Origin of the sequence: Paraburkholderia kururiensis JCM 10599 = LMG 19447 (genome assembly GCF_003986935.1) — a bacterium.
Taxonomy (GTDB): Bacteria; Pseudomonadota; Gammaproteobacteria; order Burkholderiales; family Burkholderiaceae; genus Paraburkholderia; species Paraburkholderia kururiensis.
Window position 1 is genome coordinate 1 of the sequence record NZ_RJZE01000015.1, and the last position, 15,021, is coordinate 15,021.

At 62.8% G+C, this 15,021-nt stretch carries 11 protein-coding genes; 9 read left to right on the top strand and 2 right to left on the bottom strand.

Features of this window, described 5'->3' with window-relative positions; genetic code table 11:
• Positions 1-312: 312 nt before the first annotated feature.
• Positions 313-1,509 (bottom strand): M20 aminoacylase family protein, encoded by a 1,197-nt coding sequence (locus PKKP23_RS18595; RefSeq protein ID WP_126877976.1) that lies wholly within the window; start codon positions 1,507-1,509, stop codon positions 313-315.
• A gap of 170 nt (positions 1,510-1,679) precedes the next feature.
• Here PKKP23_RS18595 and PKKP23_RS18600 point away from each other — a divergent pair, with 170 nt between their 5' ends.
• Both PKKP23_RS18600 and PKKP23_RS18605 read left to right on the top strand, forming a co-directional pair.
• The gene (locus PKKP23_RS18600) at positions 1,680-3,758 is read left to right on the top strand and encodes a molybdopterin-containing oxidoreductase family protein (protein WP_126877977.1); all 2,079 of its coding nucleotides are present in this window, start codon (positions 1,680-1,682) and stop codon (positions 3,756-3,758) included.
• Between the two features lie 160 nt (positions 3,759-3,918).
• Entirely contained in the window at positions 3,919-5,592 is a 1,674-nt protein-coding gene (locus tag PKKP23_RS18605; protein WP_126877978.1) for a long-chain fatty acid--CoA ligase, read from the top strand.
• A gap of 277 nt (positions 5,593-5,869) precedes the next feature.
• Here the strand turns inward: PKKP23_RS18605 and PKKP23_RS18610 are convergent, their stop codons facing one another.
• Positions 5,870-7,042, bottom strand: coding sequence for a porin (locus PKKP23_RS18610; protein WP_126877979.1), 1,173 nt, complete (start codon positions 7,040-7,042; stop codon positions 5,870-5,872).
• A gap of 333 nt (positions 7,043-7,375) precedes the next feature.
• On the opposite strand from PKKP23_RS18610, the gene coq7 reads away from it, so the two are divergent.
• The 7 genes from coq7 to PKKP23_RS18645 all read left to right on the top strand — a co-directional run bounded on the left by coq7 (position 7,376) and on the right by PKKP23_RS18645 (position 15,013).
• A complete protein-coding gene (gene coq7 / locus PKKP23_RS18615; protein ID WP_126877980.1) occupies positions 7,376-8,023 on the top strand; it encodes a 2-polyprenyl-3-methyl-6-methoxy-1,4-benzoquinone monooxygenase in 648 nt (215 codons plus the stop codon).
• Between the two features lie 389 nt (positions 8,024-8,412).
• Positions 8,413-8,841 (top strand): division/cell wall cluster transcriptional repressor MraZ, encoded by a 429-nt coding sequence (gene mraZ / locus PKKP23_RS18620; protein WP_017777133.1) that lies wholly within the window; start codon positions 8,413-8,415, stop codon positions 8,839-8,841.
• A 26-nt stretch (positions 8,842-8,867) separates the two neighbouring features.
• Complete coding sequence (rsmH, locus tag PKKP23_RS18625; RefSeq protein WP_017777132.1) at positions 8,868-9,809, top strand: 16S rRNA (cytosine(1402)-N(4))-methyltransferase RsmH; 942 nt, start codon at positions 8,868-8,870, stop codon at positions 9,807-9,809.
• On the top strand, positions 9,806-10,162 hold the full coding sequence (ftsL, locus tag PKKP23_RS18630; protein WP_017777131.1) for a cell division protein FtsL: 357 nt from the start codon (positions 9,806-9,808) through the stop codon (positions 10,160-10,162). Before rsmH ends, ftsL begins: the two co-directional genes overlap by 4 nt.
• Positions 10,159-12,036: a peptidoglycan D,D-transpeptidase FtsI family protein gene (locus tag PKKP23_RS18635; protein WP_126877981.1), complete on the top strand. Its 1,878-nt coding sequence runs from the start codon at positions 10,159-10,161 to the stop codon at positions 12,034-12,036. Before ftsL ends, PKKP23_RS18635 begins: the two co-directional genes overlap by 4 nt.
• Positions 12,033-13,604 (top strand): UDP-N-acetylmuramoyl-L-alanyl-D-glutamate--2,6-diaminopimelate ligase, encoded by a 1,572-nt coding sequence (locus PKKP23_RS18640; RefSeq protein ID WP_126877982.1) that lies wholly within the window; start codon positions 12,033-12,035, stop codon positions 13,602-13,604. Before PKKP23_RS18635 ends, PKKP23_RS18640 begins: the two co-directional genes overlap by 4 nt.
• On the top strand, positions 13,601-15,013 hold the full coding sequence (locus PKKP23_RS18645; RefSeq protein ID WP_126877983.1) for a UDP-N-acetylmuramoyl-tripeptide--D-alanyl-D-alanine ligase: 1,413 nt from the start codon (positions 13,601-13,603) through the stop codon (positions 15,011-15,013). Before PKKP23_RS18640 ends, PKKP23_RS18645 begins: the two co-directional genes overlap by 4 nt.
• The last annotated feature ends 8 nt before the right edge of the window (positions 15,014-15,021 follow it).

The window sequence follows — 15,021 nt, forward strand, 5'->3', positions numbered from 1 at the left end:
GAACAGGACCGTGAAACGACTCCACGCCGATGATAGTGCGGATTGCCCGTGTGAAAGTAGGTAATCGTCAGGCTCCTTACCCCGCAAAGACCCCGCCACCCATATGGCGGGGTCTTCTGCTTTGGGCCGGCGCTTCCCTCCTGAACCACGCCTCGACCAGTCCCCACTGGCAGCCCCAAAACCTCCCGCATCTCCAGCCCCAGCAAGCCCATACCAAGGCGAAACCATCCGCGCCTCGTAGGTCGCTTAGGTCCTTGAGGCACTATTAGCAGTTAAATCAGTCCGGAACGTTCACACACGCTGAGCGCTTACTCACTCGCATTGCAATAGAAACTGTGTGGCTAGCCGCACCCAATAGGTCGCGCCTACCGGAAGCAGTGCGTCGTTGAAGTCGTAGCTCGCGTTGTGCAGCATACAAGGCCCGACGCCATGTCCTGCTTCCCGATGCCCGCCGTCTCCATTCCCGAGGAATGCATAGCAACCGGGTTTGGCGAGCAACATGAATGAAAAGTCCTCAGCACCCATGGTTGGCTCTACGTTGCTTTCGACATTTTCTGCCCCAACCACTTCTGCCATTACGCTGGCGGCAAATTGAGTTTCTTTGCTGCTATTCACCGTAGGCGGATAGTTGCGATGGAAGCTTATCGTCACGTCGCAGTCGTACGCTGCTGCCGTACTTTCCGCGATCTTCCGCAAGCGCGTTTCGATCAGATCCAGCGTTTCGGTCGTGAACGTTCGGACTGTGCCGGCTAGCCACGCGTCATCGGGAACAACGTTGACGGCGTCGCCAGCGTGGATTTGAGTGATTGAAAGCACTGCCGTGTCGAGCGGCTTCTTGTTTCTCGTGACGATGCTTTGCAGACCGTTGGCGATCTGTACCGCAACGAACACAGGATCGCGGCCGTTGTGCGGAAGTGCCGCGTGAGACCCGACGCCCTTGATGTCGATGCGGAACTCGTTGCTCGACGCCATGATTGGTCCTTCCCTCACGCCGAAATGTCCTTCCGGTAGGCCGGGCCAGTTGTGAATGCCGAACACCGCATCGACGGGAAACTTGATGAACAAGCCGTCGTCGATCATCGCCTGTGCGCCGGCTCCGCCTTCTTCGGCCGGTTGAAAGATAAATACGATCGTTCCATCAAACTCACCATGTTTCGCAAGGTGGCGAGCCGCACCTAGCAGCATCGCGGTGTGCCCGTCGTGTCCGCAGGCGTGCATCTTCCCTTCGTTGCGAGACCGATGCGCGAAACTGTTGAGTTCATGTATCGGCAGGGCGTCCATATCGGCTCGCAGTCCAACAGAGCGCGTTCCGTTACCGCGCTTCAGGACGCCCACTACCCCCGTTTTGCCTAGGCCACGGTGAACCTCGATGCCCCACGCGGTCAATCTGTCTGCAACGAGGTCGGCTGTCCGTGTCTCCTCGTAGCGCAGCTCGGGATGAGCGTGAATCGTTCGTCGAAGGGTTTGAATTTCGCCGCGCGCGGCCTCGATTTCGGGGATCAATCTCATGGTTTTCGTCTTGATGTCTCGTGACGCGCGGCTGGCGCCGCGACAGATCGGACCATTCTACGCCCCACCGATTTTTCCGCCGGAATCCCCCTTGTGGCTGATCTGGCACGCGAGCAGAACGTAATAAAATCACCGCTTCGGTATTCGCAATACCTTCCGGGTCCGTCCATATGAATGCTTCAGCAGAATTTGCCCGCGCCGTTTGTCCTCATGATTGCCCCGATACCTGCGCGATGCGGGTCACCGTCGAAAATGGGCGTGCGATCAAGGTGGTGGGCGATCCGGATCATCCGCCCACACAAGGCGTGCTGTGCACGAAGGTGAGTCGATACGCGGAGCGCGTCCATCACCGTGATCGCTTGACGGTGCCAATGAAGCGGGTCGGCCGTAAGGGGGAAGGTCGTTTCGAGCCGGTCAGTTGGGACGAGGCTTACTCGATCGCTGCAACCCGGCTCTCCGAAATTGCGGCCCGGGCGCCCGAAGCGATTCTTCCATACAGCTACGCGGGCACGATGGGACTCGTGCAGGGAGAGAGTATCGCCCAGCGCTTCTTTCACAAGCTCGGGGCGTCGCGGCTGGACCGCACCATTTGCTCGGCTGCCGGTGCGGCCGGTTTGCGCTATACCTATGGCGCCAGCATCGGCATGCACAGCGAGTTCTTCTCGGAAGCCGAGGTCATCCTGATCTGGGGCGGTAATCCTATCGCGTCGAACCTGCATGTATGGACGCGCATGCAGGAGGCGAAGCGCAACGGCGCGAAGCTCATTGCGATCGACCCCTACCGCTCGCTGACCGCCGAGAAATGCCATCAGCACGTCCAGCTCAAGCCGGGCACGGACGCCGCGCTCGCGCTCGGTATGATGCACGTGCTGATCACCGAAGACCGGCTCGATCACGCGTACATCGGCGAGTACACATACGGATTCGAGCAACTGAAGGCCCGCGCCCTTGAGTGGACACCGGATCGCGCTGCCCGTGTGTGCGGTATCGAGGAGCAAACGGTCATTGACCTCGCGCGCGTCTATGGGTCGACCAAACGAGCCGCTATCCGCGCGAACTACGGGCTCCAACGCGTACGCGGGGGAGGCAACGCGGTGCGCGCAATCGCCTGCCTGCCGTCGCTCACGGGTGCATGGCGGCATCGGGCGGGTGGATTGTTGCTTTCGTCGTCGGGCTGGTCGCCGGTCAATAACCACGCGCTGGAGCGTCCCGATCTGATGCCGGGCTGGCCATCGAAACTGCCGCGTGTCGTCAATATGAACGAGATCGGCAACACGCTGCTGCATCCTGGTGACGGCGAATTCGGGCCGAAGGTAGAAGCGATCGTGGTCTACAACTCGAATCCGGTCGCGGTCGCGCCGGACTCCGCGCGGGTCGCGAAGGGTTTCGCCCGCGAGGACCTCTTCACCATCGTGCTCGAGCAGTTCCAGACCGATACGGCGGACTACGCCGATTTGCTGCTTCCGGCCACGACGCAGCTAGAGCACCTCGACATTCACAAGTCGTACGGCCACACCTACGTGATGGCGAATCTTCCTGCGATCCCGCCGGTCGGCGAGGCTCGCGCGAATACGGAGATCTTCCGCGGCATCGCACGCCGCATGAAGCTCACGGAGCCGGCGCTCTACGACAGCGACGAAGCCGTGGCTGCAGTCGCCTACCGTTGGGACGATCCCGCTCTCACGGGCGTGAGCTGGGAATCGTTAAAGACAACGGGTTGGGTCAAACTCGCCTTGCCCGATGCGCCTTTTGCCAACGGTGGCTTCCAAACACCTTCCGGCAAGTGCGAATTCTTTAGCGATCGTCTTGCAAAAGAAGGCATCGATCCGCTACCGGACTATCTGCCACCCCACGAATCGGCCGACGGCTCGCCAGAGCTCGCAGCCCGCTATCCGCTCGCCATGATTTCGCCGCCGGCGCGCAACTTTCTGAACAGTACCTTCGTCAACGTCGAGAGCTTGCGCTCCACCGAAGGCTCGCCCCATCTCGACATCCATCCTGTGGATGCCGTGGCGCGGGGTATCGCCGAAGGCGACGAGTTGCGTATCTTCAACGACCGCGGCGTGCTGCATGCCCGCGCCCGCGTGACGGACCGGGCGCGCGAGGGTGTCGTTGTCGGCCTGTCGATCTGGTGGAAAAAGTTGGCGCCGGATGGCTGCAACGCCAACCAGGTCACGAGTCAGGCGTTGACGGATCTGGGCCGCTCGGCAACGTTCTACGACTGCCTCGTCGAAGTGGAGCGCGCCTGAGAGTGGGAGCGTGCCGTTGTTATGCGCCTGCCTCAACGGACGCCCAAACGTATTCGAGGGCGAAATCTAACTGCCCGCCCGGCTTCGAAACCGCCACCGTCCCCGTGCTAGGATGCCATTTTTTAGCACGACCATTCGAAAATTCAGGAGGAGACGCGGCATGGAAAAAGTCTGGCTAAAGTCCTATCCGCCCGGCGTTCCAGCCGAGATCGATCCGAGCCAGTACGCGTCCATTACGGACTTGCTGGAGGAAAGTTTTCGGCAGTATCGCGCGAAGAGCGCGTTTGCCTGCATGGGCAAGCAGATCACCTACGGACAGCTCGACGACCTGTCACGCGCCCTCGGTGCCTGGTTTCAGTCGCGCGGCATTGTGCGTGGCGCGCGCATCGCCGTCATGATGCCCAACGTGTTGCAGTATCCGGTCGCGCTCTCCGCGATCCTGCGCGCGGGTTACGTCGTGGTGAACGTCAATCCGCTCTATACGCCGCGCGAACTCGAACATCAGCTCAAGGACAGCGGCGCCGAAGCCATCATCATCCTCGAAAACTTCGCGGTTACGCTGCAGGCGGTTATCCGCAATACCGCGGTGAAGCACGTAGTCGTTGCGACGATGGGCGATCTGTTGGGGCCGAAAGGCGCGCTCGTGAACTTCGTTGTGCGTCGGGTGAAGAAGATGGTGCCGGCGTGGGCGCTGCCGGGTCACGTGCGTTTCAATGACGCCGTGCGCGCGGGCGGCCGACAGACCTTCAAGCGCGTGGAGCAGAGCGCGGAGGACGTCGCGTTTCTCCAATACACGGGCGGCACGACCGGCGTGGCGAAGGGGGCGACCCTGCTGCATCGGAACATCATTGCGAATGTGCTGCAGTCGCATGCATGGCTGGATGTGGCGCGCCGCCAGCGGCCTGACATCGAGCAGTTCATTACTGTGGTCGCGCTGCCGCTCTATCACGTATTTGCGCTGACGGTGTGTGGCCTGCTGACCATCCGGACGGGCGGCCTCGGCGTCCTGATTCCGAATCCGCGCGACATAGCGGGCACGATCAAGGCACTGCAGGGCTACGCGATTACGACGATTCCGGCGGTCAACACGCTCTACAACGCTTTGCTCAACCATCCTGACTTCGACAAGCTCGACTTTTCGAATCTGCTCGTTGCGAATGGTGGCGGTATGGCGGTTCAGGAAGCTGTTGCGAAACGGTGGTTCGAGCGCACCCATACGCCGATCATCGAAGGTTATGGGTTGTCCGAAACATCACCGTGCGTAACCTGCAACCCGGCAACGGTGACGGAGTACAGCGGGACGATCGGCCTACCACTGCCGTCCACCGAGGTTTCGATCCAGGACGATGCCGGCAACGAAGTGCCGCTCGGCGAGGCTGGCGAAATTTGTATCCGCGGCCCTCAGGTGATGGCGGGTTATTGGAACCGACCCGAAGAGACGGCCAAGGTAATGACGTCCGATGGCTTCTTCAAATCGGGCGACGTCGGCGTCATGGACGCACGCGGATTCGTGAAGGTCGTCGACCGGAAGAAGGACATGATTCTGGTGTCCGGCTTCAACGTGTACCCGAACGAGATCGAGGACGTGGTCGCGAAACTTCCCGGGGTGTTCGAGGTTGCCGCGGTGGGAGTGCCCGATGCGCACTCGGGCGAGGCGGTGAAGCTCGTCATCGTCAAGAAGGATCCGGCGCTTACCGATACGGACGTTTTCGCGTTCTGCAAGACGCAGCTGACGGGTTACAAGCGGCCCAAGATCATCGAATTCCGCGCCGAGCTGCCGAAGAGTAATGTCGGCAAGATCTTGCGGCGGGAACTGCGTGACGGAAGAGCATGAGGTCTTCCAGGAGTGCAAGTGAGCAAAACGTGGGTGTTGCGCGCGAAGCAGTCACATAGCACCTGATGGGCGAGTCGGGTTTAGCTTCCGCCCGCTGCCTCATCGGCGTCAGCCCGACCGACGTAAAGTCTGTCGGGCTTTTTTGTGTGCACCGTTCTGGGCACAGTGATGGTCCGTCTGCGCAGAAGGCCCGGCGACACCGGCCAATCAACAACACTAAAACGAAAAAAGGCGCCCGAAGGCGCCTTGAGACTACAGACTACTTTGTTCCGACTTATTAGAACTTGTGACGGATACCGACGCGAGCCGTCAGCTGATTCTTGTTCGACGACGCGGTGAGGCCGTTGATGCCGGCGACGGCAGGAACGACGCTGTTACCGCTCGAGCTAACCGTATCGCCAGACGCGTGTTGGTACACGCCGATCACGTAGACGTCGGTGCGCTTCGACAGGAAGTAGTCGGTACCAAGCGAGAACTGATGGTACTTCGCGGCCGAATTGCCGTTGATCTTGGAGCCCTGCGTATAGTCGTACGCCGTGCCGATCAGCAAGGCGGGGGTCAACTGATACTTGAAGTTGACTTCAGCATTGTTGAAAGTTGCGGTTTGACCTGCAAAGGCCGATGCGTACGACGAGCCCAGGTTATAGAACTTGATGTTCGAGTACGTTGCACCCACCGTTGCTGCGCCGAACGTGTACGCGCCACCTGCGCCGATGACCTGGTACGTGTGCGCCGAACCGTAGCCCGCATAGACCGGCGAGCTGACGTTCGAAATCGCACCGTTGACCGTGCCCGACGTGCTGTTGCCGAAGAAGCTGACGTTCGGGTTACGGACGTTCAAGTAACCGAGGCCGAGAACCAGCGGGCCGTTGTTGTAGCCGGCGCCGAACGAGAAGATCTGGTTACGGCTGAAGTCGCCGGACACGCCACCGAGGCTGTACAGGGCGCCGAACTTGAGGCCGGCGTAGTCAGCACTCGTGAACTTGATCGCGTTGTTCACGCGATAGGCGTTGTTGAAGTTGTCGAGGTCACCCGGGTGAGCAGCGATGTAGCCGCCCCATTGGTCGCCGGCTTCCAGCGGGCCGACGAAGTCGACCACGGAGTCATACTGGCGTCCCAGCGTGACGGTACCGTACGGGCTCGACAGGCCGACATACGCCTGGCGGCCGAACTCGAGACCGCCTTGACCGAGCTTGCCGGTGTTCACGTCGAAGCCGTTTTCCAACACGAAGATCGCCTTCAGGCCACCGCCCAGATCTTCCGTGCCGCGCAGACCCCAGCGGCTGCCTTGCATGACGCCGCTTGACAGGTTGTAAAGGTGCTTGCCGCCGGCGTTCGTATTGATGTTGAAACCTTCATCAATAATGCCGTACAGCGTGACGCTGCTCTGTGCGTGAGCAACACCAGCGAACGCGCCAAGGGCTGCGAGCGCGAGAAGCGACTTTTTCATTGAGAGATCTCCAAGGGATTACCGAAATCGTTATATGGGCAGGGCAAATATTTGTCTTGCGTTGCGGCCTTGCCATCTAACTTCGCGAGAAGTTGCCCGTAATGTAACAAAACGCCTAACGTGGACAAAGAAAAAGCGGGGTGCGCTGCAAGTCCATGTTTCGTTTACGCAACATGGTCTAGAATTGCATATTTGCCATAGGATTTACCCTGGATCTGTCGCGTGCGGAGCGGAAGAAGTCGGCCGGTTGGCTTCGGGCTACTACGTATTTCTTCCGGATGCAGACGCGAGGTATGCCAATGGCCAGACGCAGAAGTCGGATGGAGGGATTGAATGACGCTGGATGAATTGATTACGGAGTTTGATCGAGGCCTGCGAACCATGGCCGGGGTATCGCGAATGAGCCGTCCCACTCCGTTGCCGCCTACCGAAGAACAATCTGGAGAGGGGGCGCAGCCAGTGGACCTTTCTCCGGCCGAGCGCACCCATGCCGCGGGACTCATGCGGGTGAACCACGTCGGGGAGGTATGCGCCCAGGCCCTATACCAGGCGCAGAAGCTTGCCACGTCGTCGCCTAAGCTGAAAGACGCGTTCGAACGCGCCGCGCGCGAGGAGGAAGACCACCTTGCATGGACCGCCCGGCGTCTGGAAGCGCTGGACTCTCGTCCCAGCTTGCTCAATCCGCTCTGGTACGCCGGGGCACTCTCGATCGGTTTCGTCGCCGGGTGTTTCGGCGACAAGGTAAGCCTCGGATTCATGGCGGAGACAGAGCGTCAGGTCGAGCAGCATCTCGACAGCCATCTGGACAAGCTTCCGGAAGCCGACCGCGAGTCTCGAGCAATCGTTGAGCAGATGCGCACCGACGAGGTTGCGCACGCAAAGGCCGCCACCGACGCAGGCGGCGTCGAACTGCCGTTTCCGGCTCGCGCGATCATGAGAGCCGCATCGAAAGTAATGACGCGTACTGCCTACTATCTATGATCCATTTCAGGTGGGACGGCCTCTCAATGCCGTTTCACCCCGCCTTGCCTCAAACGCCTCTCTCGCTCCGCATCACCATCTCTCCCGCTCGCCCTCCAATCACGCCTTTCCCCCGCACTTTTCAGGTATTACCTTCACAGTCTGCAGTAGCTCATTCATTCGTAACGATTTTTTGCTTTTACCGTGCTTGAACAAGTGCCGCTAAGTCCTTGTTCTAACTAATAAATTTCGTCAAAAAACAGTCCTTCTCCCTTGACCCGTCCAGGGCGTTCCTCTAAAGTGGGAGACAGTGTGAGAAAGTGTATTTTTGTGTGATTCCTCGGGCATCTTCCGGTAGATTTTTGAGATCAGGCGGGCGGTGCGCGGCACCGCGATGAGGGGAGAGCGAAGTGTTCCAGGGGGCGTCGGCGCTGACGCTCGATGCGAAAGGACGGATGTCGATTCCGTCGCGCTATCGGGAAGCGCTGCAACAACAGGCAGAAGGACGGGTGACGGTGACCAAGCACCCGGACGGCTGCCTGTTGCTGTTTCCACGCCCCGAATGGGAAGTGTTTCGCGCGAAAGTCGCTGCCTTGCCCATGGACGCCCACTGGTGGCGCCGCATCTTCCTCGGTAATGCCTCGGATGTCGAACTGGACAGCGCGGGCCGCGTGCTCGTATCGCCTGAGTTGCGGCTTGCTGCCGCGCTGGAAAAGGAAGTGATGCTGCTCGGCATGGGCAGTCACTTCGAGTTGTGGGATGCCCAGACTTACGCCGCGAAGGAAGCTGCGGCGATGGCGCAGGGCATGCCCGACGCGCTGAAGAATTTCACATTCTGACCGCGGGTGACTCGATGGCATCCGCGATGGGAAATGGATTGCAGCATCGCACGGTGCTGCTGGACGAAGCGGTCGACGCGCTCGTAACGCGCACCGACGGCATCTATGTGGACGGTACGTTCGGGCGTGGCGGCCACAGCCGGGCGGTGCTCGCCAAGCTCGCTGACAAAGGGCGTCTGATTGCGTTCGACAAGGATCCGCAGGCCATCGCGACGGCCGGTGAAATTGTCGATCCGCGTTTCGAAATCGTGCATGGCAGTTTTGCATCGCTGCGTGACGCTCTGGCGGAACGCGGGGTAGGGCGTGTGTCGGGCGTGCTGCTGGATCTCGGTGTGTCGTCGCCGCAGTTCGACGACCCGCAGCGCGGTTTCAGTTTCCGCGCCGAAGGTCCGCTCGACATGCGGATGGACCCGACGCGCGGCGAGTCCGCGGCTGACTGGCTCGCGCGGGCCACTGTGCAGGAGTTGACGGAGGTAATACGAGACTATGGGGAAGAACGGTTTGCTTTTCAGATTGCAAAGGCGCTTGTTGCTCGCCGGGCAGAGTCCGACCGTCTTGGGCCTCTCGTCAGCACGCGCGAGCTTGCCCAAATCGTGGCTAACGTCGTCAAAACCCGTGAGAAGGGCAAGGACCCGGCAACCCGCACCTTTCAGGCTATACGGATTCACGTCAATCAAGAGCTTGCGGAGCTGCAAGTCGTTCTAGAGGCTGCATTGTCGTTGCTGGAGCAAGGGGGGCGGCTCGTGGTCATCAGCTTCCATTCGCTGGAGGACCGGATAGTCAAGCGGTTCATGCAGACGCATTCGAGTGCGCCTGCGCTCGACCGCCGGCTGCCGCTCCGCGCTGTCGACCTGCCGAGCCCGCCGCTCAAGCTGATGGGCCGTCTGTTCGCGAGCGACGCGGAAGTTGCCGAGAACCCGCGGGCCCGTTCGGCCGTGATGCGCATCGCGGAGCGCGTCACGCCATGAGCCGCCTGAACATCTTTCTACTGATCGTTGTGATGGGGTGCGCGCTGTCGGTCGTCAATGCGACGAACCAGCAGCGCCAGTTTTTCATCGCGCTGCAGCGCGCGCAGTCGCAGGAGCGGCAGCTGCAGCAGGATTACGCACAGCTTCAATATCAGCAGAGCGCGCTGTCGAAGACTTCGCGCATCGAACAGATCGCCACCGATTCGCTCAAGATGCAGCCCGTGACGACCGGACGCACGCAATATCTCACCCTCGCGCCGGGCGCCGCTACGGCTGAAGATGCGCCCGTGCAGGCATCGGCGCCGGGTGGGGCCGCGTCCACGCCGGCGAACGGCCGCGGGGTGACGCGATGAAGAAGTCGTCGAAGCGTAGCGTGGCGTTCTCGGCCAACCCGATTCTCTCGGTGCGCCTGCCGATGTGGCGCTCGAAGCTCGTCGTCTTTCTTCTCTTCATGGCGTTCGTTGCGCTGGCCGGCCGCGCGTTCTGGATCCAGGGTCCGGGCAACGCGTTCTATCAGAAGCAGGGCGAGAGCCGCTATCAGCGCACCATCGAACTGCCGGCCACACGCGGCAAGATTCTCGATCGCAACGGCCTCGTGCTTGCAACGAGTCTGCCTGTGCGCGCCATTTGGGCGATTCCCGAATCCGTGCCGGACGACCTGGGCGCCGACAAGCTCGCCGCGCTCGGCAAGCTGCTCGGCATGACGCCGACGGAGCTGCGCGCCAAACTCTCCGAGGACAAGACTTTCGTCTACGTGAAGCGCCAGGTGCCGCTCGACGTCGCGCAGAAAGTGGCCGACCTCGACATCCCCGGTATCTATCAGCGCAACGAGTACAAGCGCTATTACCCCGAAGGCGAAATCACCGCGCACCTGATCGGCTTCACGAACGTCGAGGACGAGGGGCAGGAAGGCGTCGAACTGGGCGACCAGAAGATTCTCGCGGGCACGCCGGGCAGCCGCCGCGTCATCAAGGACCGCATGGGCCATATCGTCGAGGACGTCGACGAACTGGCCGTGCCGCATAACGGTCAGGACGTCGAGCTTTCCATCGACAGCAAGATCCAGTACATCACCTACGCGAACCTGAAGGCCGCCGTGGAGAAATTCCGCGCGAAAGCCGGCGCGGCCATGGTGATCGACGTGCGCACGGGCGAGGTGCTCTCGCTCGTCAATTATCCGACCTATAACCCGAACGACCGCTCGCACCTGACCGGCGAGCAGCTGCGCAACCGCATGCTCACCGACGTCTTCGAGCCCGGTTCCATCATGAAGCCGTTCACGGTGTCGCTCGCGCTCGATCTGCACCGCGTGTCGCCGACTACACTGGTGGATACAGGCCCGGGCCGCTTCGTGCTGGACGGCGCCACCATCACGGACGACAGCGCGTTCGGCGTGCTCACCGTGGGCGGCGTGATCCAGAAGTCGAGCAACATCGGCGCGACCAAGATCGCGATGCAGCTGCGGCCCGAAGAGATGTGGAACATGTACACCAGCATCGGTCTCGGTCAGGCGCCGAAGGTCGGGTTTCCCGGCGCGGCGGCGGGCCGTCTGCGTCCGTGGAAAAGCTGGCGGCGCATCGAGCAGGCGACGATGTCGTACGGCTATGGTCTTTCGGCTTCGCTGTTCCAGCTTGCGCGCGCCTACACGGCCATTGCGCATGACGGCCAGATCCTGCCGGTGTCCATTTTCAGGACGCCGGGCGATCAGCCGGTCTCCGGTCCGCAGGTGTTCGCGCCGACCACGGCACGCGAAGTGCGCGCCATGCTCGAGATGGTGACGGCACCGGGCGGCACGTCGCCGGATGCAGCCGTGCCGGGTTACCGCGTCGGCGGCAAGAGCGGCACGGCGTACAAGCACGGTGCGCACGGGTACGACCACGGCAAGTACCGTGCGTCGTTCGTCGGTATGGCGCCGATGCCGAATCCGCGCATCGTGGTGGCGGTTTCCATCGACGAGCCCACGGCCGGCAGCCACTTTGGCGGGCAGGTGTCCGGCCCGGTGTTTTCGGGCATCGTCGGCGATACGCTGCGCTCGCTCAACATTCCGCCGAACATGCCCGTGAAGCAGCTAGTCGTCTCCGACGACCCCGCGCAGCAAGCGCAGTCCGGCACGCCCGCACCTGTCGCGGCAGCTGCGAAGAAGCTCGCGGGCGGCAAAGAAGCCGGCGGCGCCAAACATATGAAGGTCGCGGAAAACGCGAAGAATCGTCCGGGGGTGGTCCGATGATCGCGCTGGACAAACGGGACCGCGCCGAGCACCCCGCCCATCAGCGGATCGCCGAGGCGCTCGCATGGCTGCGCGCCCATGCCCAACGCGGCGCCGATCTGCACGCCGACACCCGCGCGCTCAAGCCCAGCGACGTGTTTCTCGCCTACGCCGTGGACGGCGCCGACAACCGTCCGTTCATCGACAACGCCATCGAGCGCGGCGCGTCTGCCGTGCTGTACCAGCCGGAAGGCTTCGACGGTACGGTCAGCGCCGTCGCCTCGCTCGCGGTACCTGAACTCGACGTGCTGGCGGGCGAAATTGCGAGCGGCTGGTACGGCGACCCGAGCGACGCGATGCTGATGATCGGCGTGACCGGCACCAACGGCAAAACCTCGTGCAGCCAGTGGGTGGCAAGCGCGCTGACCGCGCTCGGCAAGCCGTGCGCCATTGTCGGCACGCTCGGCAGCGGCATGCCGGGGCAACTCGTACACACTGGCTTCACGACACCGGACGCGCCCCAACTCCAGCGCAGCCTTGAACAACTGCGCGCCGGTGGCGCCCAGGCCGTGGGCATGGAGGTGTCGTCGCACGCGCTTCATCAAGGGCGCGCGAACGGCACGGCGTTCGACATCGCGATCTTCACGAACCTCACGCAAGACCATCTCGACTATCACGGCACGTTCGAAGCTTACGAAGCTGCGAAGGCGAGACTCTTCTCGTGGCCGGGGCTGCGCTGTGCGGTGATCAACCGCGACGACGAAACGGGCCGCCGCTTCATCGCTGCCTCGCAAGGCCGTGTGCGCACCATCGCCTACGGCATTGCCGCGACCGGCGAAGCGTCCGGTGCCGCTGCGCAGGTCGCCGACGCCTTCCTCACCGCGAGCAACGTGCGCGCTACCGCGACGGGCACGGCGTTCCACCTGTCGACGTCCGATTGGGGCGCAGCCGACGTCGAAGTGATGACCCTCGGTGCCTTCAACGTCAGCAATCTGCTTGGCGTGCTAGGCGCGCTGCTCGGGGCCGGCGTGCCGTTCGACGCCGCGCTCGCTGAAATCGCGAAACTCGAACCGGTGAATGGCCGGATGCAACGTCTTGGCGGTCGCGTCGATCACGACGAGCCGCTCGTGGTGATCGATTACGCGCACACGCCGGACGCGCTCGAAAAGACGCTGGAAGCGCTGCGTCCCATGGCCGCCGCGCGAGGCGGCCAGCTCGTCTGCATGTTCGGCTGCGGCGGCGATCGCGACGCGACCAAGCGTCCGCTGATGGGCGGCATTGCGGAGCGCCTCGCCGACACCGTCGTCGTCACGAGCGACAACCCGCGCAGCGAAGACCCGGCGAAGATCATCGACCAGATCGTCGCGGGCATGACGAAACCCGACGCCGCGCGCTGCGTCGAAGACCGCGCGAGCGCGATCTTGCAGGCAGTGCGCGGCGCCGCACGCGAAGACGTGATCGTGCTCGCCGGAAAGGGACACGAAGCAACACAGGAAATCATGGGCAAGAAGCGCGCTTTCTCCGATCAGGATCACGCACGTCTCGCGCTCGCGGCACGTGCGACACACGTCCGCGGAGGTGGCGAATGACGATGTTCTCGCTGCGCGAAGCGGCCCAACTGATCCCCGGCGCCACGGTGCTTGGCGACGACTCGGTGACGTTCGAGCGGGTTGCCACCGACAGCCGCACGGCCGGCCCGGGCGATCTGTTCGTCGCGCTCAAGGGCGACCGCTTCGACGCGCACGATTTTCTTCCGGAGGTCGCGGCGCGCCACGTGAGCGCGGCGCTGGTATCGCGTAGTCCTGGCGACTGGCGTTTGCCCGCACTGCGCGTGGCGGACACGCGCGTCGCGCTCGGCGCGCTCGCGCACGGCTGGCGGAAACGTTTCACCTTGCCCCTCGTCGCGGTGACAGGCAGCAACGGCAAGACCACCGTCAAGGAAATGATCGCGTCTATCTTCGCGGCAGCCGTGGGTGCGGATGCGCGGCTCGCGACGGCGGGCAATCTGAACAACGACATCGGCGTGCCGCTCACGCTGTTCCGGCTCTCCAGCGCTCATCGTCTCGCGGTGGTCGAACTCGGCATGAACCATCCCGGCGAAACACAACTGCTTGCGCAGATCGCCGCGCCGACGGTGGCCGTCGTGAACAACGCGCAGCGCGAGCACCAGGAGTTCATGGCGACAGTCGAGGCGGTCGCGCTCGAACATGCGAGCGTGATTCATGCGCTCTCGCCAGACGGCATCGCTGTATTTCCCGCCGACGACGCCTACGCCAGCATCTGGCGCGTTGCCGCAACGGGCAGCGCCGTGATGGACTTTGCGCTGCACACCGCTGAACGCCAGACGCCTGCCGCCGTGACCGGCACGCTCATCGGCAATCGCCTCGCTATCGAGTCGCAGCAAGGTCGCGTCGAAGTCGCGCTGCAAGTGCTCGGCGCGCACAACGCCCACAACGCGCTCGCGGCGGCAGCGGCGGCGCTGGCCTCGGGCGTGTCGCTCGATGCGATCCGGCGCGGGCTCGAGTCGTTCGTTCCGGTCAAGGGCCGGCTCCAGGTGAAGCGCGCGGCGCTCGGCGATCTGGCCGGCGCCACCGTGATCGACGACACCTACAACGCGAACCCCGATTCCGCCCGCGCTGCGATCGACGTGCTCGCGCAGCAACCGTCACCGCGCGTGCTCGTAATGGGCGACATGGGCGAAGTGGGCGACAACGGCCCTGCATTCCATCGCGAGGTGGGCGCCTACGCGAAGGAGCGCGGCATCGACGCGCTCTACGCGCTCGGCGGCGCATCGCGCGACATGGTGGCCGCATACGGTTCCGGCGCAACGCATGCGAACGACGTCGGCTCGCTCGTGAGCGCTCTGCTGCAGGCCGGCTTCGGCCCGGCCGCAACGATTCTCGTGAAAGGCTCGCGCTTCATGCAGATGGAGCGCGTGGTGGACGCCCTGACGAGTCCACTCACCCCCGCGTCGGGCGCTGCGCCCGGCGCTCATTGAAGACTGGA

Bases quoted from the DNA above. Each gene is read 5' to 3' on its own strand.
- PKKP23_RS18595 (WP_126877976.1), bottom strand. From the start codon at position 1,509: ATGAGATTGATCCCCGAAATCGAGGCCGCGCGCGGCGAAATTCAAACC.
- PKKP23_RS18600 (WP_126877977.1), top strand. From the start codon at position 1,680: ATGAATGCTTCAGCAGAATTTGCCCGCGCCGTTTGTCCTCATGATTGC.
- PKKP23_RS18605 (WP_126877978.1), top strand. From the start codon at position 3,919: ATGGAAAAAGTCTGGCTAAAGTCCTATCCGCCCGGCGTTCCAGCCGAG.
- PKKP23_RS18610 (WP_126877979.1), bottom strand. From the start codon at position 7,042: ATGAAAAAGTCGCTTCTCGCGCTCGCAGCCCTTGGCGCGTTCGCTGGT.
- coq7 (WP_126877980.1), top strand. From the start codon at position 7,376: ATGACGCTGGATGAATTGATTACGGAGTTTGATCGAGGCCTGCGAACC.
- rsmH (WP_017777132.1), top strand. From the start codon at position 8,868: ATGGGAAATGGATTGCAGCATCGCACGGTGCTGCTGGACGAAGCGGTC.
- ftsL (WP_017777131.1), top strand. From the start codon at position 9,806: ATGAGCCGCCTGAACATCTTTCTACTGATCGTTGTGATGGGGTGCGCG.
- PKKP23_RS18635 (WP_126877981.1), top strand. From the start codon at position 10,159: ATGAAGAAGTCGTCGAAGCGTAGCGTGGCGTTCTCGGCCAACCCGATT.
- PKKP23_RS18640 (WP_126877982.1), top strand. From the start codon at position 12,033: ATGATCGCGCTGGACAAACGGGACCGCGCCGAGCACCCCGCCCATCAG.
- PKKP23_RS18645 (WP_126877983.1), top strand. From the start codon at position 13,601: ATGACGATGTTCTCGCTGCGCGAAGCGGCCCAACTGATCCCCGGCGCC.